Here is a 14579-nt window from a genome sequence, read left to right on the forward strand (position 1 = left end):
CTCACATCCGGAAGACGCCGTAGTTGGGGGCCGGCGTGGGCGCGTTCGCCGCGGCCGCCAGCCCCATGCCGAGGACCCGACGGGTGTCGAGCGGGTCGATCACGCCGTCGTCCCAGAGCCGGGCGGTGGAGTAGTAGGCGGAGCCCTGCTCCTCGTACTGGGCGCGGATCGGCGCCTTGAAGGTCTCCTCGTCCTCGGCGCTCCACTCGTCGCCGCGGGCCTCCAGGCCGTCGCGCTTGACGGTGGCCAGGACCGAGGCGGCCTGTTCGCCGCCCATCACCGAGATCCGCGCGTTGGGCCACATCCAGAGGAACCGCGGGTCGTAGGCGCGGCCGCACATGCCGTAGTTGCCGGCGCCGAACGAGCCGCCGATGACGACGGTGAACTTCGGCACGACGCTGCAGGCGACCGCGGTGACCAGCTTGGCGCCGTCGCGGGCGATTCCGCCGTTCTCGTACTCGCGCCCGACCATGAAGCCGGAGATGTTCTGCAGGAAGACCAGCGGCACCCCGCGCTGGTTGCACAGTTCAATGAAGTGCGCGCCCTTCCGGGCGGACTCGCCGAAGAGGATGCCGTTGTTGGCCACGATCCCGACCTGGTGGCCGTAGATCCGGGCGAAGCCACAGACCAACGTCTCGGCGTAGAGCTGCTTGAACTCGGTGAACCGGCTGCCGTCGACGATCCGGCGGATCACCTCGCGGACGTCATAGGGCGTGCGGGTGTCGGCCGGGACGACGTCGTAGAGGCCGATCGGATCCTCGGCCGGCTCCTCTATCGGCGCGGTCTCCGCGATCCGCGTGGCCGGGACCGTGTCGAGGATGCCGCGGACGATCGCCAGAGCGTGGGCGTCGTCGAGCGCGAGGTGGTCGGCGACCCCGGACTTGCGGGCGTGGACGTCGCCACCGCCGAGCTCTTCGGCAGTGACCACCTCGCCGGTCGCGGCCTTCACCAGCGGCGGGCCGCCCAGGAAGATCGTGCCCTGGTCCTTGACGATCACGGTCTCGTCGCTCATCGCCGGCACGTAGGCGCCGCCGGCGGTGCAGGAGCCCATCACCGCGGCGATCTGCGGGATCTGCTCGGCGCTCATCTGCGCCTGATTGAAGAAGATCCGGCCGAAGTGCTCCTTGTCCGGGAAGACGTCGTCCTGCATCGGCAGGAAGGCGCCGCCGGAGTCGACCAGGCTGATCACCGGCAACCGGTTGGTGCGGGCGATCTCCTGGGCGCGCAGGTGCTTCTTGACCGTGATCGGGTAGTAGGTGCCGCCCTTGACGGTGGCGTCGTTGGCGATGACGACGGCGAGGCGACCGCTGATCGAACCGATGCCGGAGACCACGCCGGCACTCGGCACCGGGTCGTTCTGCCCCGTGGCGTCGGGTGCTCCATACATGCCGGTGGCAGCCAACGCCCCGATCTCCAGGAACGGACTGCCTGGGTCGAGCAGGCGGTTCACCCGGTCCCGGGCCAGCAACTTGCCCCGGTCGGTGTGCTTGCGACGGGCGGACTCAGTGCCGCCCTGGTGGGCCTTGGCCAGGCGCTCGCGGAGGTCGTCGGCGAGATCGCGCATCTCGGTCATGGGGTTAATGATCGCTAACCAGACGGAATGGCGCAAGCAAGTCGGGAAAGTCACCCTAGGATCGCGACATGCGACTGCGCCTTGGACGCCCGCGACTCACCGACTACGCCCACCTGCTCACCGTGCCACCCGCCGTCGAGCGGTCGCCGTTCGCCGCGACCTTCCTCGGTGTCAGCACCCTGCTCCTGGACGACGGCACCTCCGCGATCCTGACCGACGGCTTCTTCAGCCGCCCCGGCCTGCTCCGGGTCGCCGCGGGACGGATCGAGCCGGACCAGACCCGGATCGGCACCGCGCTGACCCGCGCCGGCATCGACCGGCTCGACGCCGTCCTGCCGGTGCACACCCATTTCGACCATGCGCTCGACTCGGCCGTCGTCGCCGAGACCACCGGCGCCCTCCTGGTCGGCGGCGAGTCGGTGGCCAACATCGGCCGCGGCCACGGACTGCCGGAGTCGCGGATCGAGGTGGTGACGTCGGGCGTGCCACAGCAGTTCGGGAACTGGGAGATCACCCACCTGGCCTCCGAGCACTGCCCACCCGACCGCTATCCGGGCACCATCGACGCCCCCGTCGTGCCACCGGTGCGGACCACCGCCTACCGGTGCGGCGAGGCCTGGTCGATCCTGGTCCGGCACAGCTCCGGACGCCGGCTCCTCGTCCAGGGCAGTGCGGGTTTCGTCCCCGGGTCACTGGCCGGGCAGCAGGCGGAGGTCGCCTGGCTCGGGATCGGACAGCTCGGCGTCCAACCGGAGCAGTACCTCCGCGACTACTGGACCGAGACGGTCCGCACCGTCGGCGCCCGGCACGTGGTGCTGACGCACTGGGACGACTTCTTCTCCGCACTGCCCGACGAGCATGCCGGGCTGCGCGCCCTGCCCTACGCCGGCGACGACCTCGATGTGACGATGCGGGTCTTCCGCGAGCTGGCTGCCGCGGACGGCGTCAGCCTCCATCTGCCGCGGCTGTGGCAGCGGGAGGACCCGTGGCTTCTTGACCATCTTTCGGCACCTGGCGACCCGGCTCGGTAGGCTGCGCCGGTGAGCCGACGAGACCAGATCCTGGAGACCGCAGCGGAACTGTTCGCCGCGCGCGGGTTCCACGGCGTCTCCGTCGCCGAGCTCGGCGCCGCCTGCGGCATCTCCGGACCGGCGCTCTACAAGCATTTCCCGTCCAAGGACGCGATGCTGGCCGCGATGCTGGTCGGGATCAGCGAGGAGCTGCTCGACGAGGGCCAGCGCCGGGTCGCGGCGGCCTCGGGCGCCGAGGACGCGCTGCGCTCCTTGATCTCGTGGCACATCGACTTCGCCGTCGAGCGGCGCGCGCTGATCGTCGTCCAGGAGCGGGACTGGCAGTCGCTGCCCGCGGAGGCTCGCGAGCGGGTCCGCACCCTGCAACGCGACTACGTCGACCTGTGGGCAGACCAGCTCCGCAAACTCGACGGCGCCCTGACCCTCGACCGCGCCCGCGCCATCTCGCACACCAACTTCGGCCTGCTCAACTCCACGCCGCACTCCTCCCGGATCCCCGCCGGCGAGATGCGCGAGGTGCTCGAAGTGATGTCGCTGCGCGCCCTCGACATCAGCTGAGCCCGACTCGGGTCCACTTGGGTCGCACCGTGCTCCCCGGTAGCGGGAGCCACGCGCGACCTAACCAACTGCGCCAGGCGCTAGCGCGACGACACCGACCTCGGCGGCGGCCTGCTGGAGCCGGTGGTCATAGGTGAGGATCGCGTGCACGTCGAGCGCGATAGCGGCCGCGAGATGCAGGGCGTCCAACGATCGCAGGCGCGGGCCGGGCATCAGGCCGGCCTGGCGGTAGACGGCGTCGGTGACCGAGTAGAGGTCGAGCGTCGACAGGAACGCGGTGATCTGATCTTGATGCAGGGCGAGCGCCCGATGCGCGGCACGTCGCATCTCGGTCTCCAGCAGCCGAGTCGCCACCAATCGAGCATCGGAGGCCTGGATCGCCTCGGCCAGTGCCGCCGACTCACGCTCAGCCGCAACCAGCTTCAAGGCGGCCGAGGTATCGAGGTACCAGACCGGCATCGAATCAGCGCTCGTCGCGGAGGTCGTCGAGCAGTTCGGCGCTGTCGATGCCCAGTTCGACACGCGGCCAGTCCTGGTAGTCCACGCGCCGACTGGCCGGCTGACTGATCGGCAACCCAGGAGTGAGGTCCGCCCCTTCCACCGGGCGCAGCACAGCGACCGGCTTGCCGCTCTTGGTCACCAGGAACGACTCCCCCTGCTCGACCGACCGGATCACCTCCGCATTGTCGTTGCGGAGCTCGCGCTGGCTGATGGACTTCATAGGTCCAATCTACCGCGGCACGTAGCACATCTGTAGCACCACGAGTTCAAGGAGCTCACTCAGGCGGCAGCTAGCTCCCTGTTGGCGGGAGCCAGCTGCCACTTGGTCTGCGCACGCCAGGCCCAGATCGCGGCAGCCAGGTAGGCGACACCGAAGGCCATCCGACCGAACGGCGGGAGGTAGAACTGCGGCAGGAAGACCGCCACCAGGAGGCCGAGCGGCCAGGCGGCGTAGCGCGTTGCAACAGCCGCCCCGGGCTGGAACGAACGGGCGACGGCGACCGCGGAGGTCACGCCGGCGACCGCAAGCAGCAGCAACCCGATGCCGAAACTGCTCATCGCCGCCGCATGGTTGCGGACGGCGTCAGCTAGCTCGAGGTCGACCAGGTCGCCTTCGAGGTAGGCCTGCCCGATGGCATGCAGGCCGAACGACTCGGCGCCGTAGTAAGGGAGCACGAGCACCGCGCCCGCCACCGCCGAGCCGCGCACCACCGCGCCGAGCCGATCAGCGCCGGCCACACTCCACGCGAACGCAGCGAAGCAGGCCAGCGCACCCACTCCGCACAGATGCGCGATCAGCCACCAGGGCGAGGCGAACGCCTCGGCCGTCGCCGCCACTCCGCGCGTGTCGCCGTAGGGCCGCAGCAGTAGATACGCAGCCATCAGCACCCCCGACGAGAGCACCGCCACCTCGCCCACCCGGGCGCTCGACCTCTGCCGAGCCGCCTGCGTCAACACTTCTCGAACCACCATCTCCAACCCTCCAGTCATTTAAGAGAGCACCGCTCTCTCAATCGAGAGTAAGCGCCTGGTCGCGGGAAATGCAAGAGCACTGCTCTCTCTTCTGGCAGACTGGTCGCAGCCGACGAGAGGACCTGCCATGAAGCGCGCCGAAGCCCGGGAACAGATGCACGCGCAGATCCTGACCGCGGCCCGCCAGGAGATCGCCGTACACGGGGGCGGCGCGCTCTCGATGCGCGCGATCGCCCGCGAGGTCGGTCTCGTCTCGTCCGCCGTCTACCGCTACTTCCCCACCCGCGAAGCGCTGCTGACCGCGATGATCACCGAGAGCTACGGCAACCTCGCCGAAGCACTCGCCACCAGTGGGGCGGACCGCAAGCGCAACCTCGCCAGGCGCTGGGAGACCCTCGGTCGAGCCTTCCGGGTCTGGTCGATGAGCAACCCGCACGAGTTCCAACTGATCTACGGAACGCCGATCCCCGGCTACATCGCGCCCGCGGAGACCATCCCGGCCGCGGAGTCGGTCGCCGTCCACTTCCTCACCACCGGTGCCCGACGTCCGGTCGGGGAGTTCAACTCCTCAGCCCTGCACCGCCAGATCAGTCCGACCGCCGGCTCCCTCGACCTCGACCCATCCGGCACCGCCGCCGTGATCGCCGAGATCGCCGCCCTGGTCGGCATGCTGACCGCGGAGATCGCCGGCCACTTCGTCGGCACCGCCGACCCGGCCGACCATCTTTTCGAGGCCTTCCTCCGTCGCCAGACGACGACGCTCGGGCTCAGCTAGCGCCGTCGCCCGACTCCAGCAACAACTCCCGGGCCCGGCGGACGGCGTCAGCTGCGGAGTCGAGGTCGGCCTCCTCCTCAAGGTTGCCGTCCTGGGTGCCGGCGCCGCCGAGTTCGTGGAGTCGGGCCAGCAGCTCGTCGCGGGCAAGACCGCGTAAGCCCAACAGGGCAAAGGGATCGGCGTCCACCAGCCAGGCGAACTGGGTGAGCACGGCTAGCGCATGCGGACAGGGTGGCGTCCAGTGGTCGCAGTTGCAGTCGGCGGCCAACTCACCGCCGTAGGGCAGCAGTTCGACTCCCGCCTCCTCGGCGTGCTCCACCAAGGTGTGCGGCAACTCCCCGGAGACCAGCGCCGCGATCCGGCCGGCCTCGGCAGCGACCACCTCGACGAAGGCGTCGACGCTGTCAGCCTCCAACTCGGGCACCGCGATGGTCACGGTCCAGGCGTCGTCACGTTCCACGACCGCGGCGACCACCCGGCCCGCACTGACGCTGATCGCGCCGACCGCGCCGCCACGAGCCAGCTGCCGCCCCCGCTTCAGGTCGCCCTCGGAGAACGCCGCCTCCTCGACCGCCCGCACCCACGCCCGACCCCACCAGGTAGCGGCCTTCGCGGAGCTCCGCCGCGCCGCGAACCGCGGGTGGGTGACGGTGCTCATAGCGTCTCCCAACCCATCCGGCGCGCATCCTCGCGGCGTAGCGTGACCAACTCGCGCAGCTCCGCATCGCTCAGCTCGGTCAACGCGGTCTCGCCGCCGGAGAGCACTGCGTCAGCCAACGAACGCTTGCGCGTCAACAGTTCCGCGATCCGAGCCTCGATCGTGCCCTCGGTGACCAGCCGGTGCACCTGCACCGGCTTGGTCTGCCCGATCCGGTAGGCCCGGTCGGTGGCCTGATCCTCGACCGCCGGGTTCCACCAACGGTCGAAATGGATCACGTGGTCGGCACGCGTCAGGTTGAGGCCGGTGCCGCCAGCCTTCAACGAGAGCAGGAAGACCGGCACCTCGCCGGCCTGGAACGCAGCCACCATCTGTTCGCGCTCCGCCACCGGCACCCCGCCGTGCAGCAACTGACTGGCCACCCCGCGAGCGCGTAGGTGCCGCTGCAGCAACTTCGCCATCTGCACGTACTGGCTGAAGACCAGCACCGCACCGTCCTCGGCGATCACCGTGTCGACCACCTCGTCGAGCAGGTCCAGCTTCTCGGAGCGTCCCCGCAACCGGGGGTTGACCTGCTTCAGGTAGTGCGCCGGGTGGTTGCAGATCTGCTTCAGCCCGGTCAGCAACGCCAACACCAGGCCGCGGCGGGTCTCCTCGTCCGCGTTCTCGATCTTCTCCATCGAGGTACGGACCAACGTCTCGTAGAGCACCACCTGCTCACGGGTCAGCCCGATCAGGTGGTCGGTCTCGGTCTTCGGCGGCAGTTCGGGTGCGATCCCCGGGTCCGACTTCTTGCGTCGCAACATGAACGGCTGCACGAGATCGGCGAACCGGCGGGTGATCGCCGGGTCGACCTGCGCCTCGATCGGCGCCGCCCACACCTTGCGGAACGCCGCCCGCGACCCGAGCAATCCCGGCGTCGTCCAGTCCAGGATCGCCCACAGTTCCGCGAGCTCGTTCTCCACCGGGGTACCGGTCAACGCCACCCGGGCCGCGCTCGGGATCGTCCGTAACGCGCGCGCCGTGGCGGACTGGGCGTTCTTCACGTGCTGCGCCTCGTCGGCGACCACCAGATCCCAACCCACCGCCGCCAGTCGCTCGGCGTCGGCCCGCATCGTGCCGTAGGTGGTCAGCACGAAACCGCTGCCGACGCCGTCCAGGGAGCGCTGGGACCCGTGGAACCGTTGCACCTCGACGCCGGGAGCGAACTTCCGGATCTCGGCCTCCCAGTTGCCCAACAGGCTGGCCGGGCAGACCACCAACGTAGGCCGCTCGATCCCGAGTGACTCCCTGCGGTGCAGGTGCAAGGCGATCAGGGTGATCGTCTTGCCGAGACCCATGTCGTCGGCAAGACAGGCACCCAAGCCCAGCCCGGTGAGCTCGCTGAGCCAGGTCAGGCCCTGGCGTTGGTACTCACGCAGCGACGCCTTCAGCCCGACCGGCACCTCGACCGGCTCCGCCGTCGCTGCCCCGGTGAGCTTCGCCCGTACCTTCTCCAAGGTGGCCCCGACGATGACCTGGACGTCGGCCGACTCGATCGAGGCGACGCCGGTCAGGGTGGCGGCCAACGCCTGCGCCGGCTTGACCGACCCGATCATCCGCTTCCGGGCCCGCTTCAGGACCGCCGAGTCGACCACCAGCCACTGGTCCCGCAGCTTCACGATCGGTTGCGCCGCTTCGGCCAGCTGATCCATCTCCGCGTCGGTCAACGGGTCGCCGTGCAACGCCAGCTGCCACTTGAAGGAGAAGAGTGACTCGGGCCCGAACATGCTGTCCTGTAAGGCTTCCTCGCGCTCCATCGGCGCTGAACGTCCACCAGGACCGAGCACCGCCGTAGAGGTGATCTCACGGCCCAGACTCCGCGGCCAGTGCACCTCGACACCGCGCTCCTGCATCGCCGCGACACCATGGTCGAGGAAGCTCAGGATCTCGTCGGCGTCCAGGGTGATCCGGTCCGGGACCCGGAGCTCGGCGAACCGGTCGATCACCGGCCAACTCAACGCCGCCTCGCGGAGCAGCACCATCGTGTGCAACCGCGCGCGGTCGCCGAACCCGTGACTGGCACCGGGGCCGGACTCCGCGAAGAGGACCGCGGCGTCGGCGAGGTGGAGCGAGTTGCGCGCATCGTGGACCTGGAGGACCAGGTCGACGGCACCCGCGATCAGCGACTCCTCCGGCGCCTCCACCCGCAACGAGAGACTGACCAACTGCGGAAGGTCCGAGTCACCGCCACTCTGCGCCCTGGCCTGGAGCCGCCGTACGAACGTCGGATCCGGTGCCAGCGAACGCCGCGCGCGGGCACGGGCGAACCGGGAGAGCCCGTCGTCCTCGCCCTCGGCCGCCGCCCGCTTGGCCGCAGCGGGCTTCGCCGACGGCGGGCTCGGCGGCAGCGCGTCGACGACGGCGCCCAGCACGGCAGCGGCACGATCCTCGGCCGACATCTGCTCGGGATGGGAACCGTCGACCGGTTCGGCGGCAGCAGCTTTGAGCCCCAACATGTGCAGCCGATCGAGGTCGCGCTCGTCCAGGGCCGGGATCCACCAGCCCTGGGGGCCGGGCCCGATCCGCCCAGCGGCGACGACCTGCATCGCGATCAACGCGGCACCGGCGAGCAGGCTCACGCTCGGATGCGCGGCGTCGTCGGTGCGGGCGCGGGTCAGCACCGGCAGGGCGGCACGCATCGGCAACCGGACGGCGCGAGCGCCCCCGGTGAACTCGATCTCGCTCTCCCGCGGAGGTTCAGCAGGGTGGAAGGTGGCCGGCCCAACGATCGGCACGAAGCTCACGCCACCACTCCTTCGTCGTCCGTGCGCATGTCAATCCCCGAGTCAACCACCCACCCCCTACAACACCGAGCGCTACCCTGCGGAGCATGAGCATCCTCGATACCCCGATCGCCCGTCTGGACGGCACCGCGGCAACCCTGCGTGAGCTGACCGACGGTCGCCCCGCCCTGGTCGTCAACGTCGCCTCGAAGTGCGGCCTCACGCCGCAGTACTCCGGCTTGGAAGAGATTCAGAAGACGTACGGCGACCGCGGCTTCACCGTCGTCGGCGTGCCGTGCAACCAGTTCATGGGCCAGGAGCCCGGCACCGCCGAGGAGATCGCCGAGTTCTGCTCCGCCACCTACGGCGTCAGCTTCCCGATGACCGAGAAGATCGAGGTCAACGGCGAGGGTCGGCACCCGCTCTACGCCGCCCTCACCTCGTTGCCGGACGCCGACGGCGAGGCCGGCGACGTGCAGTGGAACTTCGAGAAGTTCCTGGTCGCTGCCGACGGCACGCCGGTCTCCCGCTTCCGCCCGCGCACCGAGCCGACCGACCCGGCGATCGCTACCGCGATCGAATCACTGCTCGGCTGAGTACAGCCACGAAGGTCGCCGCACCGGCGGCCAGCACAACGGCGATCCAGACGGCGGGGTGTTCGGTGTCCAGGGCGACCGAGACCACGGGCACCAACACCGCGCCGGTCGCGAGCGCCAGTACCCGGTAGCCGACCGGGCCATCACGCCACGCCAGCCAGAGCCAGAAGGCGATCAGCAGGGCGCCGCAGAGCAGCACGACCCAGAGGTCGTTGTGGAAGGCGTCGGCGGAGAGGTCCGAGCCCTCGGAGGGCATCTCCCCGTCCGAGAAGTCGGCCGAGAACGCACCGATCATCTCGAAGAAGAAGGCGGCCACTCCCAGCCCGATCGCGGTCACCGTCAACGAGACCATCCCGACCAGGCCGACCACGACGCCGAGCAGTTCACCACCCGGCAGATAGCGCCGGCCGAGGATCGTGATCACCACGACGAAGAGCACCGTCGCCACCGCGGGCACCATGCCGGCGTTGTCGCCGATCTCGTCCAGATCGAGGGCGTCGCTGAAGAGATCTTCGACACCCTGCAGGTAGAGCACCAGCAGGCCGAGAAGCGCGCTGAAGAGGAACGGCGGGCGCGGCGTGATCAGGTGGCCCAGCACGCTGAGCGCCAGGATCACCGCTCCGACCACGTAGGTCGTGCCGGTGGTGTCGTCCATCCCGACGCCGATCATCAGGCCGATGCTGATCGCACCGACGGCGCCGGGCCAGGCGATCAGATTGGCGCGACGCTCCGGGTCGCCGACCACCTTCCACGCCGCCAGCGCCACCAGGACCAGGCCGAGTGCCGCTCCCAGACCGGGTCCGTAGACGGCCCAGTCGAGGTCGGCGTCGGGTCGACTCCACCACAACGCGAAGGTGACGGCGGCCGCCAGCAGGGTCGTTCCGAGCGCGACGGTGACCGTCTCGCCGCGGTGCAGGATCGCCGGTTGAGCGACTCCGGCACGCCATGCGGCGTCCGCCTGGGCAGGGGTGAGGTTCCCCGAGGTGACGAGATCACCGAGTGAACGGCGGAACGGATCGTGCTCAGGCGGGTGCTGACTCATAGGCGTGACGCTACCGGTGCCGAGCTGAATTGATTCGCAGATACCAGGACCGACTCTCTACTCTCTTCTGGTGTCCACAAGCAATTCACTCCAAGACGGCGCTGCTCCCCACGACGGCGCAGCGCCGCACGACGACAAGCTCGACCGCAAGACGCTGATCATCGCCGGCGTTGTGGTCCTCGGCTCCATCATGTCGATCCTCGACATCACCGTGGTCTCGGTCGCGCTGAACACCTTCGTCAAGGAGTTCGACGCCACCACCGCCCAGGTGGCCTGGACGATGACCGGTTACACCCTCGCGCTGGCCTCGGTGATCCCGTTGACCGGTTGGGCTGCGGACCGGTTCGGGACCAAGCGCCTGTACCTGTTGGCGATCGTGCTCTTCACCATCGGCTCCGCCCTCTGTGCGATGGCCGGCAGCCTGGAACAGCTGATCGCGTTCCGCGTGATCCAGGGTCTCGGTGGCGGCATGCTGATGCCGCTGGGTATGACGATCCTGACCCGTGCCGCCGGTGCTGACCGCGTGGGGCGGGTGATGGCTGTGCTCGGTATCCCGATGCTGCTCGGCCCGATCGGAGGCCCGATCCTCGGTGGCTGGCTGATCGATGCCGCCTCGTGGCACTGGATCTTCCTGATCAACCTGCCGATCGGTGTGATCGCGTTGGTCTACGCCTACAAGGCACTCCCGACCGACCACGTCGAGCCGTCGGAGAGCTTCGACTGGCTGGGCATGCTGCTGCTCTCCCCCGGTCTCGCGGCCTTCCTTTACGGCGTCTCGATGGTCCCTGAGACCGGCACCGTCTGGGACGCCGAGGTACTCGCACCCGCGGTGATCGGTCTGCTGCTGGTCGCCGCCTTCGTGCCGTGGGCGTTGAACCGGCGCAACCTGCACCCGCTGGTGGACCTGCGCCTGTTCGCGAACCGTCAGATGACCGTCGCGGTGATCGCGATGTCGCTCTTCGCGCTCGCCTTCTTCGGCGCCAGCCTGCTCTTCCCGATGTACTTCCAGGTCGCTCAGGGCGAGACCCCGCTGAAGTCCGGCATCCTGCTCGCTCCGCAGGGTCTCGGCGCGATGTTGACCATGCCGCTGGCTGGTTTCCTGGCCGACAAGATCGGTCCGGGCAAGGTCGTCATCCCGGGTATCGCGCTGATCGCCGTGGGTATGGGCATGTTCACCCTGCTCGACGCCGACACCAGCTACTGGTTCCTGCTGACCGCTCTCTTCATCCAGGGCCTCGGTATGGGCGCCACGATGATGCCGATCATGAGTGCCGCGCTGGCGACCCTCAAGGAGCATCAGATCGCTCGCGGTTCGACGCTGATGAACATCATTCAGCAGGTGGCCGCCTCGGCCGGTACCGCGCTCTTCTCGGTGCTGATCACCAACGCCTTCGCCGACCGCGCCTCGACCGCGCTGGCATTCGCCGGCAAGGACGAGAGCAAGGTCGCCGAGGTGATGAAGACGTTCGGCATCAACCCGGACGCCGTCAGCGACGTGATGGCCAAGTTCCCGGTGGACGTGGCCTCGGCCTTCGCAGGCGCCTTCGTGATCGCCACGATCCTGGTCCTGGCGGTCCTCATCCCGGCAGTGCTGCTACCGCGTCGCAAGATGGTGACCGAGGGCGAGCGCCCCCAGGTGCTGGTGCACTGACCCCGGAGGTCGAGCTTGCCCCCCGGAGGTCGAGCTTGCCCCCGGAGGTCGAGCTTGCCCCCGGAGGTCGAGCCTGTCGAGACCCTCGGAGGTGATCTCGACAAGCTCGATCAACGGGCCCCGTCCCGGAGGTCGAGCTTCCCCCCGGAGGTCGAGCTTGTCGAGACCCGCCAGGATCTCGACAAGCTCGATCAACGGGCGGACCGCTTACGCCTGGACGGCGAGCGTCAGCGGCAGCACCTCGGCGGCACCGGCCGCGCCCAGTGCGCGGGCCGCGAGGGTCAACGTCCACCCGGTGACCACCTGGTCGTCGAGCAGCAGCACCCGGCCGCCGGGCAGCACGCCTTCAGCCGACGGCGCCAGATCGAGCCGATAGCGACGGCTCACCGCAGCCACACGCTGCGCGGAGTTCATCGCCCCCGCGCCGGGCGTGACGCTCGGATCCGCGATCGAGTAGCGCGCCACGATCGGCACCCCGAGATAGCGGGAGACGCCGTCGGCCAGCGAGCGGGTGAGTACCGGTCGCCGTGCGGAGTCGAGGTAGGCGACCGCGTCGGGACGGACCCCCCAGTCGTCGAGCACCTCGATCATCGCCCGGGCCAACCCGGGCGGGACCTCGCCATCGCGCACCCCCTGCGGCTGCTCGGGCGCAGCCGCGAAGAGTTCGCGCAGCGCCTGCCCGTGGCCCAGGTCGGTGAGTCGAGCCACCGCACGCCCCTCGGCGGCGGCGTGGTCGAGCTTGCCCTTGAGGGTGAGCCCGAGGCGGTCGAGACCCGTCGGCCACATCTTGCGCGGCGCGATGGTGACCCCCGGCCGGAGCAGGGCGTCCCGAGCACTGCCCAAGGCTGCCTCGGAGATGTCGGTGGTGAAGCTGACCCCGCCACAGTTGTCGCAACGACCGCAGACCGCGGCGTTCTCGTCGTCGAGTTGGTGGCGTAGGAAGAGCATCCGGCACTGGTCGGTGGTGATGTAGTCGAGCATCGCCTGCTGCTCGGCGGCACGTGCCGCCTCGACCCGCTGGTAGCGCTCGGTGTCGTGTTCCCACGCTTGCCCGGTCGACTCCCAGCCGCCGGAGACCCGACGGACCGCGCCGTCGACGTCGAGCACCTTGAGCATCATCTCCAGCCGGTTCCGGTTGAGCTCGACCCGGGTTTCCAACGCCGGGGTACTGAGCGGGCGCTCGCTGACGGCCAACTCCTCCAGGGTCTGCCGGACCAGCGGCTCGGGCGGGAAGGCAAGCGAGGCGAAGTAGGCCCAGATGTCGCGGTCCTCGATGGCCGGCAACAGGACCACCGTCGCCGACTCGGTGCCACGGCCGGCACGACCCACCTGTTGGTAGTAGGAGACCGGCGAGGAGGGCGCGCCGAGGTTGATCACGAAGCCCAGCGTGGCGTCGAAGCCCATGCCCAGCGCGGAGGTGGCGATCAGCGCCTTGACCTCGCCCCGGGCCAAGGCTCCTTCGAGTCGCTGCCGTTCTTCAGCGTCGGTCTGGCCGGAGTAGGCGGCGACCTCGAGGCCGGCGGAGCGCAGATGCTCTGCCACCTCCTGGGTGGCCGCGACGGTGAGACAGTAGACGATCCCGGAACCCGGCAGCTGCGCCACGTGCTCGGCAAGCCACGCCAACCGCTGCTCGGCGGTACGGAGTCGGACCACGCCCAGGTGCAGGGACTCGCGGTCCAGCGAACCGCGCAGGACCAGGACGGAGTCGCCGATCGCCTCGCCGACCGCCAACTGCTCGGCGACGTCGGTGGTCACCCGGGCGTTCGCGGTGGCGGTGGTGGCCAGCACCGGGATACCGGCCCGCAACTCGCTGAGCAGGGTGCGGATCCGGCGGTAATCGGGGCGGAAGTCGTGGCCCCAGTCGGAGATGCAGTGCGCCTCGTCGACGACCAGCAGACCGGTGGTCGCGGCGAGCCGCGGCATCACCTGGTCACGGAAGCCAGGGTTGTTCAGCCGCTCCGGACTGACCAGCAGGACGTCGACCTCGCCGCGCTCGATGTCGGCGTGGATCGCCTCCCAGTCGGAGAGGTTGGTGGAGTTGATGGTGACCGCACGGATCCCGGCCCGGGAGGCGGCTTCGATCTGGTTGCGCATCAACGCCAACAGCGGCGAGATGATCACCGTCGGCCCGGCGCCCCGGGCCCGCAGCAGCGCCGTCGCGGTGAAGTAGACGGCCGACTTTCCCCAGCCGGTCCGCTGCACCACGAGTGCCCGACGGCGGTCGACCACCAGCGCCTCGATCGCCGTCCACTGGTCGTCGCGGAGCCGGGCGTCGTCGCGGCCGACCAGAGCGCGGAGGTGCGCCTCGGCGTCCTGGCGCAGGGCCGCGCGGTCAATCGTGGGTGCCGTCATGCCTCATGTCTACCAAGACGCTCCGACGCGAACCGCAGGCACCGCGGCGCCGTTGCGAAGAGCGGCATCCGCAGACACGTGTACTCAGCACAAAGATGGCCACCA

The 14579-nt window shown here is 69.5% G+C and carries 13 protein-coding genes; 5 read left to right on the forward strand and 8 right to left on the reverse strand.

All coding sequences use genetic code 11. The features are described 5' to 3' along the window. Position 1 precedes the first annotated feature (1 nt). On the reverse strand, positions 2–1573 hold the full coding sequence (locus ACLM5J_RS04150; RefSeq protein ID WP_413654788.1) for a carboxyl transferase domain-containing protein: 1572 nt from the start codon (positions 1571–1573) through the stop codon (positions 2–4). Between the two features lie 68 nt (positions 1574–1641). Here ACLM5J_RS04150 and ACLM5J_RS04155 point away from each other — a divergent pair, with 68 nt between their 5' ends. After that, positions 1642–2604, forward strand: coding sequence for an MBL fold metallo-hydrolase (locus ACLM5J_RS04155; RefSeq protein WP_413654789.1), 963 nt, complete (start codon positions 1642–1644; stop codon positions 2602–2604). A 9-nt stretch (positions 2605–2613) separates the two neighbouring features. Further along, positions 2614–3162, forward strand: coding sequence for a TetR/AcrR family transcriptional regulator (locus tag ACLM5J_RS04160; RefSeq protein WP_413654790.1), 549 nt, complete (start codon positions 2614–2616; stop codon positions 3160–3162). A 60-nt stretch (positions 3163–3222) separates the two neighbouring features. Here the strand turns inward: ACLM5J_RS04160 and ACLM5J_RS04165 are convergent, their stop codons facing one another. From ACLM5J_RS04165 to ACLM5J_RS04175, 3 genes are read right to left on the reverse strand one after another with little or no spacing between them, the layout of a single operon-like run. After that, positions 3223–3621: a PIN domain-containing protein gene (locus ACLM5J_RS04165; protein WP_413654791.1), complete on the reverse strand. Its 399-nt coding sequence runs from the start codon at positions 3619–3621 to the stop codon at positions 3223–3225. A 4-nt stretch (positions 3622–3625) separates the two neighbouring features. Continuing rightward, positions 3626–3883 (reverse strand): type II toxin-antitoxin system Phd/YefM family antitoxin, encoded by a 258-nt coding sequence (locus ACLM5J_RS04170; RefSeq protein ID WP_413654792.1) that lies wholly within the window; start codon positions 3881–3883, stop codon positions 3626–3628. Positions 3884–3942: 59 nt separating this feature from the next. Continuing rightward, the gene (locus ACLM5J_RS04175; protein ID WP_413654793.1) at positions 3943–4635 is read right to left on the reverse strand and encodes a hypothetical protein; all 693 of its coding nucleotides are present in this window, start codon (positions 4633–4635) and stop codon (positions 3943–3945) included. 127 nt (positions 4636–4762) lie between these two features. On the opposite strand from ACLM5J_RS04175, the gene ACLM5J_RS04180 reads away from it, so the two are divergent. After that, positions 4763–5410, forward strand: coding sequence for a TetR/AcrR family transcriptional regulator (locus ACLM5J_RS04180; RefSeq protein WP_413654794.1), 648 nt, complete (start codon positions 4763–4765; stop codon positions 5408–5410). Here the strand turns inward: ACLM5J_RS04180 and ACLM5J_RS04185 are convergent. After that, positions 5403–6068, reverse strand: a complete 666-nt coding sequence (locus ACLM5J_RS04185) for a hypothetical protein (RefSeq protein ID WP_413654795.1) — start codon at positions 6066–6068, stop codon at positions 5403–5405. The genes ACLM5J_RS04180 and ACLM5J_RS04185 overlap by 8 nt on opposite strands. After that, on the reverse strand, positions 6065–8854 hold the full coding sequence (locus ACLM5J_RS04190) for a DEAD/DEAH box helicase (RefSeq protein ID WP_413654796.1): 2790 nt from the start codon (positions 8852–8854) through the stop codon (positions 6065–6067). The genes ACLM5J_RS04185 and ACLM5J_RS04190 overlap by 4 nt, the downstream gene beginning before the upstream one ends. Positions 8855–8940: 86 nt before the next feature. Between ACLM5J_RS04190 and ACLM5J_RS04195 the strand changes: the two genes are divergently transcribed. Further along, complete coding sequence (locus ACLM5J_RS04195; RefSeq protein ID WP_413654797.1) at positions 8941–9429, forward strand: glutathione peroxidase; 489 nt, start codon at positions 8941–8943, stop codon at positions 9427–9429. Here the strand turns inward: ACLM5J_RS04195 and ACLM5J_RS04200 are convergent. Beyond that, complete coding sequence (locus ACLM5J_RS04200; protein ID WP_413654798.1) at positions 9401–10471, reverse strand: hypothetical protein; 1071 nt, start codon at positions 10469–10471, stop codon at positions 9401–9403. The genes ACLM5J_RS04195 and ACLM5J_RS04200 overlap by 29 nt on opposite strands. 70 nt (positions 10472–10541) lie before the next feature. On the opposite strand from ACLM5J_RS04200, the gene ACLM5J_RS04205 reads away from it, so the two are divergent. After that, complete coding sequence (locus ACLM5J_RS04205; protein WP_413654799.1) at positions 10542–12122, forward strand: DHA2 family efflux MFS transporter permease subunit; 1581 nt, start codon at positions 10542–10544, stop codon at positions 12120–12122. 207 nt (positions 12123–12329) lie between these two features. On the opposite strand, the gene ACLM5J_RS04210 is transcribed toward ACLM5J_RS04205, so the two are convergent. After that, on the reverse strand, positions 12330–14474 hold the full coding sequence (locus ACLM5J_RS04210) for a RecQ family ATP-dependent DNA helicase (protein ID WP_413654800.1): 2145 nt from the start codon (positions 14472–14474) through the stop codon (positions 12330–12332). Positions 14475–14579 lie beyond the last annotated feature (105 nt).

Origin of the sequence: Nocardioides sp. Bht2 (assembly GCF_047308515.1) — a bacterium.
Taxonomy (GTDB): Bacteria; Actinomycetota; Actinomycetes; order Propionibacteriales; family Nocardioidaceae; genus Nocardioides.

What these genes read in the sequence shown, in the direction of transcription:
- ACLM5J_RS04200 (WP_413654798.1), bottom strand. Translation starts at nt 10,471, where the DNA reads ATGAGTCAGCACCCGCCTGAGCACGATCCGTTCCGCCGTTCACTCGGT.
- ACLM5J_RS04155 (WP_413654789.1), top strand. Translation starts at nt 1,642, where the DNA reads ATGCGACTGCGCCTTGGACGCCCGCGACTCACCGACTACGCCCACCTG.
- ACLM5J_RS04180 (WP_413654794.1), top strand. Translation starts at nt 4,763, where the DNA reads ATGAAGCGCGCCGAAGCCCGGGAACAGATGCACGCGCAGATCCTGACC.
- ACLM5J_RS04175 (WP_413654793.1), bottom strand. Translation starts at nt 4,635, where the DNA reads ATGGTGGTTCGAGAAGTGTTGACGCAGGCGGCTCGGCAGAGGTCGAGC.
- ACLM5J_RS04170 (WP_413654792.1), bottom strand. Translation starts at nt 3,883, where the DNA reads ATGAAGTCCATCAGCCAGCGCGAGCTCCGCAACGACAATGCGGAGGTG.
- ACLM5J_RS04185 (WP_413654795.1), bottom strand. Translation starts at nt 6,068, where the DNA reads ATGAGCACCGTCACCCACCCGCGGTTCGCGGCGCGGCGGAGCTCCGCG.
- ACLM5J_RS04150 (WP_413654788.1), bottom strand. Translation starts at nt 1,573, where the DNA reads ATGACCGAGATGCGCGATCTCGCCGACGACCTCCGCGAGCGCCTGGCC.
- ACLM5J_RS04210 (WP_413654800.1), bottom strand. Translation starts at nt 14,474, where the DNA reads ATGACGGCACCCACGATTGACCGCGCGGCCCTGCGCCAGGACGCCGAG.
- ACLM5J_RS04165 (WP_413654791.1), bottom strand. Translation starts at nt 3,621, where the DNA reads ATGCCGGTCTGGTACCTCGATACCTCGGCCGCCTTGAAGCTGGTTGCG.
- ACLM5J_RS04195 (WP_413654797.1), top strand. Translation starts at nt 8,941, where the DNA reads ATGAGCATCCTCGATACCCCGATCGCCCGTCTGGACGGCACCGCGGCA.